This is a genomic window from Sinorhizobium glycinis (assembly GCF_001651865.1).
Classification (GTDB): Bacteria; Pseudomonadota; Alphaproteobacteria; order Rhizobiales; family Rhizobiaceae; genus Sinorhizobium; species Sinorhizobium glycinis.
The window spans coordinates 258,397-276,082 of the sequence record NZ_LPUX01000060.1 but is presented as its reverse complement, the minus strand read 5'-3'; the positions used below and the strand labels follow the sequence as shown (position 1 = coordinate 276,082).

At 63.6% G+C, this 17,686-nt stretch carries 16 protein-coding genes, 1 tRNA gene and 1 pseudogene; 3 read left to right on the top strand and 15 right to left on the bottom strand.

The annotated features are described in order from the left end of the window. Positions 1 to 192 precede the first annotated feature (192 nt). The 4 genes from AU381_RS31320 to AU381_RS14750 form a co-directional block, all read right to left on the bottom strand. A complete protein-coding gene (locus AU381_RS31320; protein WP_483151399.1) occupies positions 193 to 1,380 on the bottom strand; it encodes a calcium-binding protein in 1,188 nt (395 codons plus the stop codon). A gap of 3 nt (positions 1,381 to 1,383) precedes the next feature. Further along, on the bottom strand, positions 1,384 to 3,054 hold the full coding sequence (locus tag AU381_RS31315; RefSeq protein ID WP_483151398.1) for a calcium-binding protein: 1,671 nt from the start codon (positions 3,052 to 3,054) through the stop codon (positions 1,384 to 1,386). Between the two features lie 220 nt (positions 3,055 to 3,274). Continuing rightward, positions 3,275 to 4,120, bottom strand: a complete 846-nt coding sequence (locus tag AU381_RS14755; protein WP_064242491.1) for an arylamine N-acetyltransferase family protein — start codon at positions 4,118 to 4,120, stop codon at positions 3,275 to 3,277. Between the two features lie 73 nt (positions 4,121 to 4,193). Further along, the gene (locus tag AU381_RS14750; protein WP_064242490.1) at positions 4,194 to 4,685 is read right to left on the bottom strand and encodes a cupin domain-containing protein; all 492 of its coding nucleotides are present in this window, start codon (positions 4,683 to 4,685) and stop codon (positions 4,194 to 4,196) included. A 97-nt stretch (positions 4,686 to 4,782) separates the two neighbouring features. On the opposite strand from AU381_RS14750, the gene AU381_RS14745 reads away from it, so the two are divergent. After that, positions 4,783 to 5,676: a LysR family transcriptional regulator gene (locus AU381_RS14745; RefSeq protein WP_064242654.1), complete on the top strand. Its 894-nt coding sequence runs from the start codon at positions 4,783 to 4,785 to the stop codon at positions 5,674 to 5,676. Between the two features lie 64 nt (positions 5,677 to 5,740). Here the strand turns inward: AU381_RS14745 and bfr are convergent, their stop codons facing one another. The 5 genes from bfr to AU381_RS30110 form a co-directional block, all read right to left on the bottom strand. Next, on the bottom strand, positions 5,741 to 6,226 hold the full coding sequence (bfr, locus tag AU381_RS14740; protein WP_064242489.1) for a bacterioferritin: 486 nt from the start codon (positions 6,224 to 6,226) through the stop codon (positions 5,741 to 5,743). Then, positions 6,192 to 6,503 (bottom strand): hypothetical protein, encoded by a 312-nt coding sequence (locus AU381_RS14735; protein WP_064242488.1) that lies wholly within the window; start codon positions 6,501 to 6,503, stop codon positions 6,192 to 6,194. Before AU381_RS14735 ends, bfr begins: the two co-directional genes overlap by 35 nt. Positions 6,504 to 6,798: 295 nt before the next feature. Further along, positions 6,799 to 10,149 carry an error-prone DNA polymerase gene (locus AU381_RS14730; protein WP_064242487.1) on the bottom strand — a complete coding sequence of 1,117 codons (3,351 nt, stop codon included), beginning with the start codon at positions 10,147 to 10,149 and terminating at the stop codon, positions 6,799 to 6,801. Beyond that, positions 10,146 to 11,702, bottom strand: a complete 1,557-nt coding sequence (locus tag AU381_RS14725) for a DUF6504 family protein (RefSeq protein WP_082910012.1) — start codon at positions 11,700 to 11,702, stop codon at positions 10,146 to 10,148. The genes AU381_RS14730 and AU381_RS14725 overlap by 4 nt, the downstream gene beginning before the upstream one ends. Beyond that, on the bottom strand, positions 11,602 to 12,552 hold the full coding sequence (locus AU381_RS30110; RefSeq protein WP_064242486.1) for an ImuA family protein: 951 nt from the start codon (positions 12,550 to 12,552) through the stop codon (positions 11,602 to 11,604). The genes AU381_RS14725 and AU381_RS30110 overlap by 101 nt, the downstream gene beginning before the upstream one ends. A 167-nt stretch (positions 12,553 to 12,719) precedes the next feature. Here AU381_RS30110 and AU381_RS14715 point away from each other — a divergent pair, with 167 nt between their 5' ends. Continuing rightward, the gene (locus AU381_RS14715) at positions 12,720 to 13,154 is read left to right on the top strand and encodes a metallopeptidase family protein (protein ID WP_064242485.1); all 435 of its coding nucleotides are present in this window, start codon (positions 12,720 to 12,722) and stop codon (positions 13,152 to 13,154) included. Between the two features lie 207 nt (positions 13,155 to 13,361). Here the strand turns inward: AU381_RS14715 and AU381_RS14710 are convergent, their stop codons facing one another. From AU381_RS14710 to AU381_RS14695, 4 genes are all read right to left on the bottom strand, one after another. Continuing rightward, the gene (locus AU381_RS14710) at positions 13,362 to 13,550 is read right to left on the bottom strand and encodes a Trm112 family protein (protein WP_018235934.1); all 189 of its coding nucleotides are present in this window, start codon (positions 13,548 to 13,550) and stop codon (positions 13,362 to 13,364) included. Between the two features lie 10 nt (positions 13,551 to 13,560). Continuing rightward, positions 13,561 to 14,241: an LON peptidase substrate-binding domain-containing protein gene (locus AU381_RS14705; protein WP_064242484.1), complete on the bottom strand. Its 681-nt coding sequence runs from the start codon at positions 14,239 to 14,241 to the stop codon at positions 13,561 to 13,563. A 144-nt stretch (positions 14,242 to 14,385) separates the two neighbouring features. Next, on the bottom strand, positions 14,386 to 15,363 hold the full coding sequence (gene trxA / locus AU381_RS14700; protein ID WP_064242483.1) for a thioredoxin: 978 nt from the start codon (positions 15,361 to 15,363) through the stop codon (positions 14,386 to 14,388). Positions 15,364 to 15,422: 59 nt separating this feature from the next. Then, positions 15,423 to 15,932: a prolyl-tRNA synthetase associated domain-containing protein gene (locus AU381_RS14695; RefSeq protein WP_064242482.1), complete on the bottom strand. Its 510-nt coding sequence runs from the start codon at positions 15,930 to 15,932 to the stop codon at positions 15,423 to 15,425. 251 nt (positions 15,933 to 16,183) lie between these two features. Here AU381_RS14695 and AU381_RS14690 point away from each other — a divergent pair. Then, positions 16,184 to 16,258, top strand: a tRNA-Gly gene (locus tag AU381_RS14690). A 44-nt stretch (positions 16,259 to 16,302) separates the two neighbouring features. On the opposite strand, the pseudogene AU381_RS31230 reads toward AU381_RS14690, so the two are convergent. Next, positions 16,303 to 16,623: pseudogene (locus tag AU381_RS31230) on the bottom strand (IS481 family transposase); the annotation flags it as partial. A gap of 22 nt (positions 16,624 to 16,645) precedes the next feature. Further along, positions 16,646 to 17,662, bottom strand: coding sequence for an aldose epimerase family protein (locus AU381_RS14685; protein ID WP_064242481.1), 1,017 nt, complete (start codon positions 17,660 to 17,662; stop codon positions 16,646 to 16,648). Between the last annotated feature and the right edge of the window lie 24 nt (positions 17,663 to 17,686).

The following is a 17,686-nucleotide window of genomic DNA, read 5'->3' as shown; positions in this document are numbered from 1 at the left end:
CCTAAGTGATAGCACGGGTGCTATTTTCCGTACCGCTGGCATCTATTGCGCGGCTCCGGGCGCCGTTCTGTACCCGTCGAAACAGATGGCTGGCTTCGGCCGGAGTCCGGTGCGGTCTTGCGCCCGGCCTCGGGGAAGGCCCGTCCCGCCAACGCGGGACGGGGCTCTCTGCGGATCGTTCGCGAAACCCCGTCAGCCGAGGAGGAAGTCGCTGGTCGAAAGCGTCGTGACGTTCTTGAGGATCGCCACCAGTTCGAGGTCGGCGTCCGTGCCCGACCCATCGGCGTCGAACCATAGCCGGCCGTTGTCGGTTTCGAACAGGAAGATGCCCTTCGTGCTCGTCGCCACCGGATCGGCGCCGACGACGAGCGTGACGGTCGCGTCGGCGGCGGCAATGCCGTAGTCGCTGCGGTCGATCGAGAGCTTGTCCTGGCCGCGGGTGAAGTCGGTGATGACGTCGCCCTCGCCGTCCCGGCCGGAGCTGTCGAAGACGAACAGGTCGTTGCCGGTGCCGCCGGTCAGCCAGTCGTCGCCGGCCCCGCCGTTCAGCCGGTCGACGCCGGCGCGGCCGTCGAGCACGTCGTCGGCGCCGCCGCCGTTCAGCGTGTTGGCGAGAGCGTCGCCGCGGATGACGTCGTCATTGGCGCTGCCGTTGATGATCTCGAAGTTCTTCACCGTCAGGCCCTGCGCCATGCCGCGGTTCAGGGCCTGGTTCTGCAGATCGAGCACCACCGAGATGTCGCTGGCGTCGGCGAAGGACAGCGTGTCGGTGCCGGCGCCGCCGTCGAACACGTCGGTGCCGCTGAAGACGGTGCGGGTCAGCGTGTCGTTGCCGGCGTCGCCGTAGAGGCTGTCGCTGCCGGCGCCGTCGGTGATGACGTCATTGCCGTCGCCGCCATGCAGCGTGTCGTTGCCGCCATTGCCCTCCAGCCGGTCGGCGAGGCTGCCGCCGGTGACCGTGTCCTTGCCGGCGCTGCCGAGATAGTTCAGCGCCTCGAAACCCTTGAAGGAGGTCGTCGTGTCGACCGTTGCGCTGCGGGTCGCGAAGCTGAAGGTGATGTCCTTCGTCTGGTTGCTCGCATCGAGGTCGAGCGTGTCGGTGCCGGTGCCGCCGTCGGCAATGTCGCCGATCCCGGCATAGACGCGGTCGTTGCCGTCCTCGCCGGAGAGCTTGTCGCGGCCGCCATAGAAGCCGACGCCGTCGCCCGACAGCGTATCGTTGCCGAGGCCGCCGGCCAGCGTGTCGTTGCCGAGATTGCCGGCCAGCACGTCGTCACCGGCGCCGCCCGTCAGGCTGTCGTGGCCGCTGCCGCCGTGCAAGGCATCGTTCAGCGCGCCTCCGACGAAGAGATCGTTGCCGCTGCCGCCGACGAGTTTCACCCGCTAGATGTTCTTGACCGTCACCGGCGCATTGCTGACGGTGACCGAGGGGGCGAGCTTGAAGGTGATCCCGGCCGTGTATTTGGAGAAATCGATCGACGCGAAATCCGTGCCGGTTCCGCCGTCGAGCGTCAGCTTGCCGGTCGAGGCGCTCCGCGTGAAGGAATCGTTGCCGGTGCCGAGATCGACGGTGTTATGACCGGTGACGGCGCCGCTGTCGCCGACGGTCACCGTGTCGTTGCCGTCGCCGGCGTTGACGACATTGGTGCCGCCGAAGTCGACGAGGCGGTCGTTGCCGGCCCCGGAGGACAGGCTGTCGCTGCCGGTGCCGCCGTCGAGCATGTCGGCGCCGGCCGTGCCGATCAGCGTGTCGTTGCCGGCAAACCCCGAGAAGCTGACGCTCAGCGCGCTGCCGACCGATTTCACCACGTCGTTGCCGGCACCGAACGACACCCGGTAGTGCTCGAAATTCTTCAGGCTGGTGCCGTCCGACAGCGTCGCGGCCGCGGTCGTCGCCGAGAAGCTCAGGCCCGCCGTCGCCGAGCGCCGGTCGACGACGACCGTATCCGTGCCGGTTCCGCCGTCGCCGCTATCGGCGCCGCCGTCGCCGAGGCTGACCAAATCGGTCCCGTCGCCGCCCGACACGGTGTCCTTGCCGATGCCGCCGTTCAGATTGTCGTTGCCGGCGCCGGTGACGATCCTGTTGATCCCGGTCCCGGTGGCAATGATGCTGTAGTGCTCGATGCCGACGAAGGTCGTGCCGCCGGCCAACGTGTTCAGCTGGGTCGAAAGCTTTGCGGTGAAATCGCCGCTGAAGTTCCGGATGACCAGCCGGTCGCTGCCGCCGGCGTCGGTGATCGTGTCCTTGCCCTCGCCATGGACATGGGTGATCGTGTCGTTGCCGGCGCCGCCCTCGACCTTGTCGTCGCCGGCGTTGCCGTCGAGCATGTCGTCACCGTCGTCGCCGAACAGGCTGTCGTTGCCGATGCCGCCGGAGACCGTGTCGAATCCCGTGCCGCCGCGTACTTCGTCGTCGCCGCCGTCGCCGGAAAGCAGGTCGCTGCCGCTGTCACCGGCAAGGATATCGTTGCCGTCGTCGCCGTTGAGTAGGTCGGTGCCGTAGCCGCCTTTCAGGGTGTCGCTGCCGAAGCCACCCATCAGCATGTCGAAACCGCGACCACCCGTCAGCCTGTCGTCGCCGGCGCCGCCCGTCAGCACGTCGCTGTAGTTGCCGCCGGTGACCGTGTCGGCGAACTCGGTGCCGGTGATGCTGAAAGCCTCGACGTTGGTCGCCTGGATGTTGCCGATCAGCGTTTGCGGGGTGATCCAGTCCTTGATCGTGATGCTCACGCCCTCCGAGAGCTCGGAAAAGTCGATCATCAGCCGGTCGGTGCCCGACCCGCCGTCGACGATGTCGCCGGTTCCGGAGAGCGGCACGTCCGACATGATCGTATCGCGCCCGGAGCCGCCCTTGAGGTGGTCGCTCTCGTCGCCGCCGTCGAGAAAATCATCGCCGCTGTTGCCGTTCAATGTGTCCTGGCCCGTGTCGCCGACGATCACGTCGCCCTGGAACGAGCCGCTGAGCGTATCGTTTCCGCCCATGCCGAAGATCTGGTCGCTGCCGAAATCGCCATTCAGCGTATCGGCGCCGTCGCTGCCCGGTATGAATTTCATTTGTTTCTCCTGAGTACCTGTTGGCATGGAAGCGTCGTTCGCCGGCTACTGCATGTCTCCCTGAACCACCTCGGTTTAAGGACAAAGACATGCAGCAATTCAAAGCGCTGCAGCGACCTTTGCGCGTCTGATGACGCGCGGCGCTGTAGGGGCAGCGTCGAAGAGGATTTGAGTTCTCGGAAAATGCCGCCGCGACTGGATGCCGGAGGGTCTCGCCTGTTCAAGCCGCCTTGTCGCGGCCAATCGCCTGGATCTTGTCCCAGACGTTTCCGGGCCGGGGAATGTCGATGTCGAAAACAGTTTCAAACGTCTCCGCGAGATGGTCCGCGCTTGTGATGCGGTGTTCGCCAACACCGTTGGGCGTGACGGTGCGCAAGCGGTCGTTCTGCAGGGCGACATAGCCGTCCGCGTTGTGACGCAGGACTGCCAGCGCGTTTGTGAACGGCGAACCGGGATCCCGCATCAGCCAGGCATGCGTGGCGCCCATCGCGGCCTCGTCGCTGTGATCGGCCCGGAAATCGAAGCTGCGCGCGATGCCATGCAATTGATTGTTGAAGCGCAGCCAGCCGTCTTCGGTCGGCATGATCGAAAAATCGAACCCGCGCTGGCTGATCGGTCCGACAGCAAGCGGCACGGGCTCGACGATCGCATCGGCCACGCCGACCTCGGCGAGATAGGGGCGGTCGAGATCGACGCGCAGGGTCAGGTGATTGCCGATGGCGATGTCGCCCAGCTTTTCCCGGTCGACGCCGCCGCACAGACGGGTGACCCGGAACCCGAGCGCATCAAGCGCTGCGCCGAAGAGACCGTTCATCTCGTAGCACCAGCCGCCGCGCCTGCCCTCCACCATCTTGGCGAAGGCGGATACCGGGGTGACAGAGGACGGCCATCCCATGAAGGCATCCAGCGCCTCCCAGGTGAAGGTCATGAGGTGAGCGCGGTGAAGTTTCGACAGGCTGTGAAGGTCGAGAGAAACCGGCCGGTCGACCGCGATTCTTTCGAGATAGGCATCCAGCTGGCGGGGCGTCAGGGTCATCCCGTTTTCGTTTGAGGGCACGTGTGTCATCCTTCGGTTTCCTTTTGATGGACCGTTGTCGAGTTTGTCGGTGCTGTATTTCGGGGCAGTGTGCCGCCTGTCCTCAGGCGACCTTGCGATCGTCGTGGGGGCGCTCGTCGTGGGGGAGACCGTCGTCGGGGACGAAGGTCACGCCGAAATCCTTGGCGACGGAGGCGATCTGTTCAGGGGTCTCTGGCTTGCAGAGGTCGATGATCGGAAAGAAGTTCTCGAAGCCGCCCGGCGTCACGACGACCATGAGGCAGCCTTCCGTTTCTCCGATGTTCCGGAAGCGATGCGGCACGCCGCGCGGCAGCGCGATGCAGCCCCCCTCGGCGAGCTCCACATAGTGGCCCGCACACCAGAAGCCGAAGCGGCCGGACAGGACGCGGAAGAACTCGTCCTCGCGCTCGTGCATATGAAGCGGCGGGCCTTCGCCGGGCGGCACGCTGGCCTCGAACATGCCCAGCGCGCCGCCTGTATTGGCCGCCATCATGCGTATGACGTGCTTGCCGGACGCCATTGCCGGCGTTCCGTGGTCCGGCGGCGATACCGCCGCATGCGTGAATGTCGTCATGTCGGATCTCCGTCTGCTTGGACAACCATCGATTACTTTGTGCTGCGTCCCATGATAAGAGCGATGAATTGACATCATTGAACGGATGATCGCTCTCATGAAAACGCTCGATCCGCTTGACGGGATTGCCGCCTTTCTGACGGTTTCCACGCATCTGAGCTTCACGAGGGCGGCGGACGAGCTGGGCATGTCGCGCGCGACGGTGGGAGCCCAGGTCAGGCAGCTCGAGGATCGCCTCGGCATCCGCCTCTTTCAGAGATCGACGCGCAAGATCGCCCTGACCGAGGCGGGGGCGGCCTACCGCGAAGCGCTTTCGGGTATCCTGCCGCAGATAAGGGAGGCGGAACGGGCGGCAACCTCGTTCCAGAAGGAAGCCGTCGGGCGATTGCGGGTGTCCGCGCCGCCCGACCTCGGGCATATGGTGATCGTGCCGGCGGTGTCGGAGTTCCTCAAGCTCAACCCGGCCGTGTCCATCGAGCTGGACCTGTCGCATCGGGCCGTAAACCTGGTCGAGGATGGCTTCGACCTTGCAATTCGTGGCCGCCTCGAGGTCGACGTCAATCTCATCACCCGGCAACTGGCGACATCGTCAATCGTGATTTGCGCTTCGCCAGCTTATGTTGCCGAACATGGCGCGCCGGAAACGCCGCACGACCTCGCACACCATTCCTGTCTCCACTTTGCCGAACTCAGATGGGGGCGGATCTGGCCGTTCATCAGGAACGGCGAGGAGTTTCGCATTCCGATCGTGCCCCGGCTGGAACTCAATCATAGCCTTGGCCTGCGCGACGCCGCCTTGGAGGGGGTCGGTATCGTCCTCCTGCCCGACTTCATCGTCGGGGAGGACATCAGGCAGGGCCGGTTGGTGCGCCTTCTCCCCGGCTGGGAAATCAGCACGATACAGCTGCAAGCGGTCTATCCGGCCAATCGCCACATCGCAGTAAAGGTCCGTCGCTTCGTCTCGTACTTGGCCGGAAAGCTACGGTCGTAGAGACAAGCTCAAAAGAAAGCGCCGCACGTTTGCACGCGCGGCGCTCTCTGTAATCGATCGATGTTTACTCGGCTTCGTTGGCCGGGGCGGCGTTGAGTTGCCCGTATTTTTCCTCGCCGATCGTCTCCAGCAGCTGGATCTGCGATTCGAGGAAGTTGATATGGCCTTCCTCGTCGGCGAGCAGTTCCTCGAAGAGCTTCATCGAGACATAGTCGCCGGCGGCGTGACAGACATCGCGGGAATTCTTGTAGGCCGTGCGGGCGTCGTATTCGCCGGCGAGATCGGCCTTCAGCACTTCCTTGACATTCTGCCCGATGCGCAGCGGTGCGACCGTCTGGAGGTTCGGATGGCCTTCGAGGAAGATGATGCGGTCGATGAGTTTGTCGGCGTGCTGCATTTCCTCGATGGACTCGGCGCGCTCCTTCTTGGCGAGCAGCGTGTAGCCCCAGTCTTCGAGGAGGCGGTAGTGCAGCCAGTACTGGTTTACGGCACCGAGTTCGAGAAAGAGCGCTTCGTTAAGCTGCTCTATGACCTTTGCGTCGCCTTTCAAGATCCGCCCTCCGGTTTTCTTCGTGGAATTGTTTTAGGCGGGTCATGAAATCAAATATCTCGGCTTCCGTCGAGTCGCCACGGGCGTGATATTGCTCGGTGGTGCGGATGATGATGTCGACGACATTGGGGAAACAGCCGCAGCAGCGGCCGCGCTTTTCCATCGCGTGATAGACCTTCGCCGGCACGATCAGTTGCCAACAATCCTCGTCGAGGAGAGCGATGATCGTGTCCTCGATCTCTTTTTCGGTGATGAAATTGCAGCTGCAAACCAACATTCGTCTTGCCTGTCAAACGCAACATCCTGATTTTGCGATAAAGCAAAAGAGGATATTTGCCGTCAACAAAAAACTCCTCTCCACAAAGTTGAGGGGCATATTAGATTGGTTCTAATCTTGAGGAAAAATTTCGTGTTTTCATTAGATTAGGAGAGTCTAAGGCGACTATTTTTCTCCCGGAGCGTGCAGATTGGGCTGGACAGGCTGCGACATTTTTACACAGGCATGTCCGGGACGCGAAAGAGGAAGGAAAACGAGGAGGCAACGATCGCCGGTAGCAGGCCTGACCGAGGGCTCAATGGAAATTGCGTCCCTTCGGCATGACCTCGGCCACCGCGCTCCCCGCCTCAGCTTCCAGCCCCTCGTGCGCAGGCGGCGCTGGGCGCAATTGCCGGAGCGCCTTCTTGTCGCGGGCATCCGCCGTCGGCCTGAGCGCCTCATCGGCGCGCTCATTGGCTCCGAAACGCCGGACCTCGTTGCGCAGGAGGCCGAGCATCGGCGTCATGTCTTCCATATACTCGGCGACCACATGGATGACGCCGCTTTCGCTCTGCAAGCGGCCGCGCACCTTCACGAGCCGCGACCCCATGACCTGCCGCCGATATTTCTGGAACGTCCTTTCCCAGACGATGATGTTGGCGACACCGGTTTCGTCCTCGATCGTCATGAAGATGACGCCATTGGCCGAACCCGGCCGCTGGCGGACGAGCACAAGGCCCGCCACCGTCACCCGCCTGCCGGCCGGGGTGCTCGCCAGGTCACGGCTGGAAAGAATGCCCAGGCGCGCGAAATCCCCGCGCATGAAGGAAACCGGATGGGCCTTCAGGGAAAGCGTCAGGTAGCGATAGTCATGGATGACATGCTCGCCCGCGGCCATGTCCGGCAGGGCGACCGCCGGCTCGACCTGCAGGTCGGTGGAGCCCGCCCCTTCGAAGAGCGGCAGGCGCTCGACCGCCGACTGCTCGTCGAGCGCCTTCACCGCCCAGAGTGCTCTTCGCCGATCGAGTCCGATGGAGCGGAAGGCATCCGCATCCGCAAGGCGCTCCAGCACGGCCCGGGTCAGGCCGGAGCGGACCCAGAGATCGTGGACGGAACGGTACCCCTCGCCACGGCGCGCAACGAGCGTCTCCATATCCGTTTGCTTTACGCCCTTGACCAGCCGGAATCCGAGCCGCACCGCCTTTTCGGCGCGGAAGACATCGCGCATGTCCGCATGACGCGGATCGATCGCATCCTTGCGGAACATCGCTTCACCTTCGAGCAGGGCATCCCAGGACGAATGGTTGACGTCGACCGGCAGCATCCTGACCCCGTGTTCGCGGGCATCGCGCACGAGCTGGGCGGGCGCATAGAAGCCCATCGGCTGCGAATTCAGGAGCGCGGCGCAGAAGATGTCCGGATAGTAGGCCTTGAACCAGGAGGAGGCATAGACGAGTGAAGCGAAGGAGGCGGCATGACTTTCGGGAAAGCCATATTCGCCGAAACCCTTGATCTGGTTGAAGCAGCGTTCGGCGAATTCCCTGTCATAGCCGTTCTTGATCATGCCATCGATCATCTTCCGCTCGAAAGTGTGGATCGTGCCGGTCCGCTTGAAGGTCGCCATGGCGCGGCGCAGGCGGTCGGCCTCGCTGGGCGAGAAGCCGGCGGCGGTGATGGCGATCTGCATCGCCTGCTCCTGGAACAGCGGCACGCCCAGCGTCCTTTCCAGGACCGCCTTCAATTCCGCACTCGGATAATCGACCGGCTCTCCCCGGCGCTGCGCCTCCCGCCGCTTCAGATAGGGATGCACCATGTTGCCCTGGATGGGGCCCGGGCGCACGATCGCCACCTCGATCACCAGATCGTACATTTCACGCGGCCGGAGGCGCGGCAGCATGCTCATCTGGGCCCGGCTTTCGATCTGGAATACCCCGACCGTATCGGCGCGGCAGATCATGTCGTAAACGGCCTCCTGCTGGTCCTGGTAGAGTTCGGCCAGGATCTTCTTTTCCCCATAATGCGCCTCAAGGAACTTGAAGGCCTTGGCGAGGCAGGTCAGCATGCCGAGCGCCAGCACGTCGACCTTGAGGATCTTCAGCTGGTCGAGATCGTCCTTGTCCCATTCGATCATGTAGCGGTCGGGCATGGCCGTATTCATGATCGGTACGACCTCGTCGAGCCTGTCGCGGGTGATGACGAAGCCGCCGACATGCTGGGAGAGATGCCGCGGGAAGTTCATAAGCAGGCTGGCATAGGCAAGAACGCGCCTGGTGAGCGGATCCGCCGCGTCGAGACCCGCTCCCTTCGCCTGCTCTTCGGTGAAGGGCGAGGTCCCCCAGCCCCAGATCGAACTGACGAGCGCCGATTGCACGTCCTCCGAAAGGCCGAAGGCCTTGGCGACCTCGCGCCCGGCCGAGCGCGAGCGATAGCTGATCACCGCGGCGGTGAGCCCGGCATGCTCCCTGCCATAGGTCCTGTAGATGTATTGGATGACCTCTTCGCGCCGCTCGTGCTCGAAATCGACGTCGATATCGGGCGGCTCGTCGCGGTCGCGAGACAGGAAGCGGTCGAACAGCAGCGTGAATTTCTGCGGGTCGACATCGGTGATGCCGAGGCAGAAACAGACCGAGGAATTGGCCGCGGACCCCCGCCCCTGACAGAGAATATCCACGCTGCGGGCAAATTTCACCAGCTTGTGGACGGTCAGGAAATAGGGCTCGTATTTCTTGTCGTGGATGAGTTCGAGCTCGTATTCGATCTGCCGCTGGACCTTTTCCGGGACGCCGGAAGGATAACGCTCGAGCGCGCCTTCGGCGACCAGCCGTCGCAGGCTTTCGGCCGGCGTCTCGCCCTCGGCGTTCTCGTCCGGATATTGATGGCTGAGCTCGTCGAGGCTGAAGGAAAGCCGCTTGAAGAATTTGCCCGCATTGACGATCGCTTCGGGATAGTCGCGGAAAAGCCGTGCCATCTCCTTCGGGCCCTTCAGATGCCTTTCGGCATTCTTCTGGAGGAGGAAGCCGGCGCTGGCGATCGTCACATGCTCGCGAATGGCGGTGACGACATCCGCAAGCGGCCTGTAGTGCGGATCGTGATAGAGCGCGTCATTGGTGGCCAGCAGCCGGACATCCAGGCTCCTGGCGACTGCGGCGAGCACGGCGAAGTCATGCCGGTCGAAACCGTCATAGCGGGGCGCCAGGCCGAGATAGAGCCGGCTGCCGGCATGCTCCTGTAATTTTTCAAGAAGTTTGCGAAGGGTTTTCGCCCGCGGCCGGCCTTCGCCCGGCATGACGATCAGGAGAAGATCCTCCTGCCATTCGAGCAGATCGGCGAGATAAAGCGTGCAGTCGCCCTTCTTCGAGCGCAGGTTGCCGGCGCTGAGCAGCCGGCAAAGATGCCCCCAGCCCCGCCTGTTCCTCGGATAGGCGAGAATATCCGGCGTGCCGTCGGCAAAAACCAGGCGGGCCCCCGGCTGGAAAGGGTAATTCTCCACTTTCGCCTTGGCATGGGCCCTGACGACGCCGGCCACGCTGTTGCGGTCGGCGACCCCGAGGCCTGAAAGCCCGATCTTCTTGGCAAAGACGACCATTTCCTCGGCCGGCGCCGCCCCTTCAAGGAAGGAGAAATTCGTGCGCGCCCCGAGCTCATGGAAGATCGGCCCCTCGCTCATGCGAAAACTCCATGCATGAACCAGCGGGTCGCGGCGACTTCCCTTCCGTAAAGGCCTTCGCGGAACAGCCAGAAGCGGCGGCCCTCCTGATCCTCGACCCGGAAATAGTCACGGGTCGGATGGTCCTCCCCGTCGATCCACCATTCGGCGGCGATCCGCTCCGGCCCCTCGGCGCGGGCGACCCGATACTGGGTCTTGCGCCAGCTGAAGCTGCGCGGGGCGCCGTCCGGCACCTCGGCCGTCGCCTCTACCAATTCGGGATGCGTAAAAATCCGTAAGGGCCGGTTTTCGGGAAAAGCCTTCTCTTCAGAGGCAGGAGAGCCGATCACCGCCGCAACATCCCTGACGGCGGCAAAGCCGCCCGCCCGCTCCGGCAGGTGGCTTTCGGCAAGGCTCGCCTGCATCAGGCAATCGGGGCCGAAACGGGCGGCAACCTTGTCGATGAAGGCGGCAAGCGGCTGGCTTTCCTCGGGCACGCCGGAAAAATCCTGCTGTGCCGGATCGAACCTTTCGCTGCGCAAAACGGCCAGCCTGAGGATTTCGAAGCCGTATCCGGCATCGAGATCGTCATGGACCGCCTGCAGCCGTTCGCGAAAGAGCGCCGCGATGCGATCGGCATCGTTCAACGGCATGGCCGCATGCGCCCGGACACGGAACACCCGTCCGTCGACGCGAAACAGGAGGAGTTCGAACAGCCGACCGCCTTCGCCATGCCGCTCCAGCGAGGCGCGGACGTCCTTGGCAAGGTGCCTTGTCAGTTCGAGAATGTATTCCTCGTCGATAAGCGGCTCGGCGAGCCGGCGCTCGGCGGAAAAGCTCGGCACCGGCAGGCGGGGCGATAAAGGTTCGTCCGCCTCGCCCCTCGCCTGGTCGAGCCTGAGGAGAAGAAGGGAACCGAAGCGGCGGGTGAGCGGCGCGCGCGGCGCTTCGAGAAGGTCGCCGATCTGTTTCAGCCCGACGCGTTCGAGCGCTGCGGCGGTTTCCTCCGGCAGGCGGAGCGCAGCGACCGGCAAGGGTGCAAGAACCCGGCCGGCCTCTTGCCGTTCGATGACGGCCACATTGCCGTAGCGGGCGGCAGCCCAGGAAAGGCCGGCGGAGGAGGAGACGGTCGCCCGCGCCTCGACGCCGAGCGAAAAAAGCCGGGACAAGACGTCGCTGACGAGCCCCTTCTCGCCGCCATGCAGATGGGCACAGCCAGTGATGTCGAGGAACAGGCCGTCCTTTCCGTCGAGCGCGACGAGCGGCGTATAGCGGTCGCACCAGTCGGCAAGCCCTTCCAGAAAGGCCTGGTCGGCGGCCGGATCGGCGGTGATCACGTCGAGCGCCGGACACATGGCGCGGGCCTCCGCGGCCCCCTGGCCGCGCTTCAGGCCGATGCGCTCGGCAAGTGTGTCGAGGGCGACGAGGCGCATGGCATTGTCGATCTTGGCGGCAAAAACGACCGGCGGATGATCAGGACGCCCGCGCGAAAGCCAGGAGGCGCCCCAGCGGCTGCGCGCGATGCGATCGGCCGGCAGATGCGGAAAGTGGATCGACAGGATTCTCTGGTCCATTGGCCTGAAGAGCGGCGCTCCGGCGCTCGTCGAGGGGGTAGAAGCGGCGGTCATGGGCGTTCCATTCCAGAAAGATGTCGGCAGCGGCATAAGCCCTGCTTTTTTCGACAAGGAGGTGAAAGGCGGGATGGTCGATGCTGCCGCAAAGCACCGAGCCATCGGGGAGAGGTCGCTCGCCGGCCGGTGCCGGCTTGATCTGGAACCGGAAGAAGGCGCTGCTCGCCTCCTCCTCGCCCGCCTGGCGGAAGAGAAGTAGAGGCACGCCGCCGGCCCGGGCCCGGACATGCAAGCGCCGGCTCTCGCTCAAGGCGAGACAGGCGGGATTGCCGCGGATTTCCAGAACGACCGCGGCGAAGACCGGCACCAAAAGCGCCGTCTCGGCGATCCAGAGCGCATCCTTGACGGTGCGCGCCGAGACGAAGAGGAAGCGTTGCGGGTCGAGCCCGTAGGACCTGAGACCGGGCGCATAGGGATGCCCCGCCTCGCGGGAAGCGAGCGCCTGGCTGATCCACAGCACCGGGGCGAGATGGCCTTTCTCCTTCCTCACTTGCTGATAAAGCACCGCAAGCGCCGCCACGAAGCCGGCGGCCGCGCCCGCGTCACGGGTTTCGGCATTGCGGATTTCCATCATGCCTTCGAGCGGCAGCCCGCCCTTGAGGACATCGTCGAGGGCCGCAATCCCAAGCGGCAGGACCTTGCGATGCAAGGTCCCTTCGCTGCCGCGCCGAAAACCGGCGGCATCGGCCGCCTTGGCGGTCCGCACAATTCCCGGCAAGCTGCAATTTTCAATCCGTGCTATGGTGTCACGAAGGGAAAGAATGGTTTGCCGTTGCACGGCGTTCTCGGCCATGACGGTCAACTCCCATCAAATGTTCATGTTATGTTCTTATGGATTCCAGACCTTGCAGAAAGAGTCAACAGCAAAGGATAAGAATTTATTCCTCATCCTGCCGCAACCGAATTCAACACTCGAAAAATAAAGGCGAAATCGTTATATGAGGGCAACAAGGAGTGCCCATGGCCCGCATTGACCAGACCGATGATTGGCGGGAACGCCACGCACCGACGCTTACCACATTCGAACAGCTCGCGTTTGAAGCCTACAGCCACCTGCCTGAGGAATTCCGCAAGCTGACGACCGATCTCATCATCGAAGTTGCCGACTTTCCAAGCGACGACGTCTTCGAAGACATGGCGCTCGAGACGCCTTTCGACCTGCTCGGCCTCTTCGAAGGCCGCGGCATCGGCGAGCGCTTCACCATGGAGACCGGCGAGTTTCCGAACCGGATCACCCTCTACCGCCGCCCGATCCTCGATTACTGGGCGGAAAACGAGGAGACCCTGGGCGACATCATCACCCACGTGCTGATCCACGAAATCGGCCACCACTTCGGTCTTTCCGACGACGACATGGAGCGGATCGAGGCGAGCGTCGAGCACGTCGGCGGGTAGCCACCCCGGTTTTCCGACCACAAATTGCCCCTCATCCGCCTGCCGGCACCTTCTCCCCGCAAGCGGGGCGAAGGGACTCGCGGCAAGCGCCCATCCGGTTGGCTGGCGAACGGGGCGAGGCGGCGCGGCATGCCCCTTCTCCCCGCTAGCGGTCCGCTTGCGGGGAGAAGGTCGCGGCAGCGGGATGAGGGGCAAAGCAACCGCCGCCTAATCCTCGATCTTGCGCGCCTCCGAGACCAGCATGATCGGCACGCCGTCGCGGATCGGATAGGCAAGGCGGGCCTTTTCCGAGACCAGTTCGTGGGCCTCGGCATCGTAGCTGAGCCGCCCCTTCGTCAGGGGGCAGACGAGCAGTTCGAGAAGTTTCGGATCGACCCGGCTGGCGTTTGCGTCCATGGCCTCGTCTTCACTGCAGAATGTTGTCGAGATCGCCGAAATTGCGGGCAAGCACGATCTCGGTGATGGCGATGAGCGTTTCGGCGCGCGTCTTGAGGTCGGGCGCTTCGAGCAGCGCCTGTTTCTCCGCCGGTCCATAGGGCGACATCATCGCCATCGAATTGACGAGCGTGCGGTTGCTGGCCCGTTCGACGCTCTCCCAGTCCGCTTCCAGCTTGTTGGCGTCGAGATAGGCGCGGAAGGCGGCGAGCAGCGCCTCGCGGTCGACGAGCGCCTCGTCGTCCGGGCCTTCGAGATCGGCTGCGAAGGGGCCGATGCGGAAACGGCGATAGCCGCGCACCCCGGAAATTTCCGCAAACAGCCTGTAGCGGCAGACGCCGGTGAGCGAGGTGATGTAGCGGCCATCGCCGGTCTCGGCGAAGGAAGTGATGCGGCCGATGCAGCCGACCTGGCAGAGCGCCGGCACCGGCGAGGAATCGATATCGCTGCGCCCCTCCGCAAAGGAAGGTTGGACGATGCCGATCAGTCGGTCACCGGAGAGCGCGTCGTCGAACATCGCGAGGTAGCGCGGTTCGAAGATGTTGAGTGGAAGCTGTGCGCCCGGAAGCAGCAGCGCGCCCGTCAGGGGAAAGACCGGAAGTATCTCCGGCAGATCCTTCGGACTGAGATAACGCGCATTTCCGACATGCATTTCCGATTGCCCCTGAAGATCGCGGCGTCCCCGTCGCACGAGCGTGGCCGCACGCTCAAGAGATGGTGCATTCCTTGAAAATCTCAAGGAGAAAAGCTGCGATCGGAGACGCAAAAAGCAGTTCCGCTGCCTGCCGCCAACCGGTCAGGAGAAGAGAAGTGCGGAAAGCTTGCGCCGGGCGGCAATCGTCGCCGGATCCTTCGGCCCCCAGACTTCGAAGAAGGACAGGAGTTCGCGCCGGGCGGCGTCGTCCTCGAAACTGCGGTCGCGCTTCATGATCAGCAGCAGATGGTCGGCCGCGCCGGCCCTGTCGCCCTCGACATTGCGGATTTTGGCAAGCTTCAGCCGCGCTGCGTGATCGTCCGGATTGACCGCCAGCTGATGCTCCAGCTGAACCGGATCGCCGAGCTTGCGTGCCTCTTCGATCTGGTCGAGCTTCTTGGAAATAGCGCCGATGGCCGCCGTCTTGCCAAGCTCTTCCGGCAGCTGCGAGAGCGCCTGGCGCGCCTCGGCAAGCTGGCCGAGCGCGATCATGCATTCCACCATGCCGGCGATCGCGTCGGCATTTTCCGGTTCCGCCTGCAGCACGGCACCGTAGAGGCCGGCGGCGTTCTGAACATCGCCGGCTTCGAAGAGCGCCTTTGCGTCGGCAAGCACGGCCTCGACCTCGGCCTTGGCATCGTCGACGGGCGGGCCGGCAATGCGGTCGATGAACTGCTTGATCTGGCTCTCGGGGATGGCGCCCATGAAGCCATCGACCGGACGTCCACCGACGAAGGCGATGACCGCCGGGATCGACTGGATGCCGAGCTGGCCGGCGATCGAGGGATGGTCGTCGATATTCATCTTGACGAGCTTCACGCGGCCGGCAGCTTCCTTGACGACCTTCTCGATGATCGGCGTCAGCTGTTTGCACGGCCCGCACCAGGGCGCCCAGAAATCGACAAGTACCGGCTGCTGGCGCGAGGCTTCGAGGACGTCGCGCGCGAAGCTGGCGGTGGTCGTCTCCTTGATCAGGTCGCCGGCGGCTGCGGCATCCGCTGCCGGCTGCCCGCCGAACGAGGCCGAGGCCGTCATCTGGTTGCCGAAGGAACCTGCATAGGGATTGTCGCTACCGCCCATTCTTCTCTCCTCGCGGGCTTGTCGCCCGACTTGATGCTTTCCGCGCCAAAGATCGTATGTCAGGCCGTCACTTTCAAGACAAGCGGTTCGTGTCCGGTCGCCTCCATGAAGCGCAGCATGTCCTTCGCGGCGATCGAGGTCGTTCGGTCGTTCGAGAGCGGATGGCAGTTGATCGTGTCGAATTCCATCAGGCCCTCGTCGAGAATGATCTTCACCTTGCCCGAGGTGTCGTTGATCGCGCCGAACGCGGTCACGGCACCGGGGATCACGCCCAGATACTCCATCAGCTTCTCCGGCTTGCCGAAGGAGACCTTGCTTGCCGCGCCGATGGTCTGATGAATGGTCTTCAGGTCCACCGTCGCATTCTCCTCGACGGTCAGGAGGAAATAATTGTCCTTTTTGTCCTTCAGGAACAGGTTTTTTGTATGTCCGCCGGGGATTTCGTCGCGCAGCGCCACCGATTCGGCGACGGTGAAGACCGGCTGATGCCGCTTCGTCTTATGTTCGATGCCGAGCTCGTCGAGAAAGCGGAACAGGTCGTCCGCGGTCTTCGGCTGTGCCTCGCTCATGCTCAATTCCTTTCTGCCGCCTGAGATTTTGTGCCGGTTTACGAGGAAGGGGCGGCTTGCGCAATCTCAAGGGCGGCGGTGAACGACCGAGATCGCGGCATTGCGACGCTTTGGATCAGCCCGAAAAATTTCTTGCCTTCACGTCATTTCCCTGTTGCATTTGAAAAATGCTTGGGCCATATAGCGCCCGTCGCCGCAAGACGGGGCGGCAACCCACGGTCCACAGACTACCCCGGGCCTGGGTCTGATGAGCGGGTGTAGCTCAGGGGTAGAGCACAACCTTGCCAAGGTTGGGGTCGAGGGTTCGAATCCCTTCGCCCGCTCCAGTTTCTCCATTGTCCGACCCGGAGACATAGGTAACAGAACGTACCTAAGACAGGGGTGACAACCTCGTGGCGAACGGGTTGTCGATGGTTTGCAAGGTTCTCTGCTCCAGGTCGATATATCCCAAATCATAATGCATGAAGCTGACGAGCCAAATGCCCCCGGATCAAGTCCGGGACAGGCTCTGTCGACTTCCTTGATCCCGAGTTTCTGTCCCGCCAGCACGGTCGAGATGTTGATCCTCTTGCGGTAGATGCAGATGCGGCCGCAATTGGTGACGAGCGCATCCCTGTCGTGGAAGGGGTAGCTGATCTCCGGCAGCCCCTTGGTAGGGTCTTGCGGATGCGACATAGAGGCTGGCGGGCATGGCGAATTACAAGAAGTGCTGGTCAACTCTTCGCAAAAACGTAATCCGTCTCCTGCCGAAGCGTCTCGCCCGGCCTGAGCACCGCCTTCGGAAAACCTGCGTGGTTCACTGCGTCGGGCCAGATTTGCGTTTCCAGGCAGAAGCCGGCGAAGGGGCCGTAGCGGCGGCCTTCGAGGCCCGGGACCGGGACGTTCAGCTTGCTGCCGGTATAGAGCTGGACGCCGGGCTCCGTCGTCAGCACCTCCATCGACACGCCGGAATTGATGCTGCGCGCCAGCGCCACGGAGCGCTTCTGCATGCGCTCCGGCGACAGGCAGAAATTATTGTCGTAGACGACCCTCCCGCCCTCCGTCTGTCGCCGCAGCGGGGTCATTTCGCGGAGATCGAAGGCGGTGTCGGCAACCGAGCGGATTTCGCCGGTCGGGATCAGCCGCTCGTCCGTCGGGAGATAGTGGTCGGCGGCGATCATGATGTCGTGGCCGAATGCGTCGGCGCCGCCATCGAGATTGAAATAGCTGTGCTGGCAGACGTTGGCGAGCGTCGGCGCGTCTGCTTCGGACTCATAGAGGACGTTCAGCGTGCCGCCCGGCTTCAGCGTATAGGTGCAGGTGACCGTGCAATTGCCGGGATAGCCGGCGCGGCCGTCGGGATCGGTGATCCTGAGCGTGACGCGGTCCTCCGCCCGGTCGACAATCGTCCAGTTGCGCTTGCCGATGTTGTCGCTGCCGCCGTGCAGGTGCGTGACGCCATTTTCATTGAGTTCGAGCTGATAGTCCCTGCCGTCGAGCGTGAAGCGCCCGCCGCCGACGCGGTTGGCGTTGCGGCCGGGGGTTGCGCCGAAATAGGCGGAATGGGCCGGATAGCTGTCGAAATCCGCAAAGCCGAGCACGAGCGGGGCCGCATGCCCCTCGAGCCGCAGGTCCTGGATGACCGAGCCCCAGCTGATCACCTTGGCCGTCAACCCGCCGCCCGTGAGCGTCACCCGGTAGACCGGTTCGCCCGTGGGCAGGTGACCGAAGATTTCCGTGCCGGTGCTCATCTTGTCTCCACTCGCTTCGTTTCC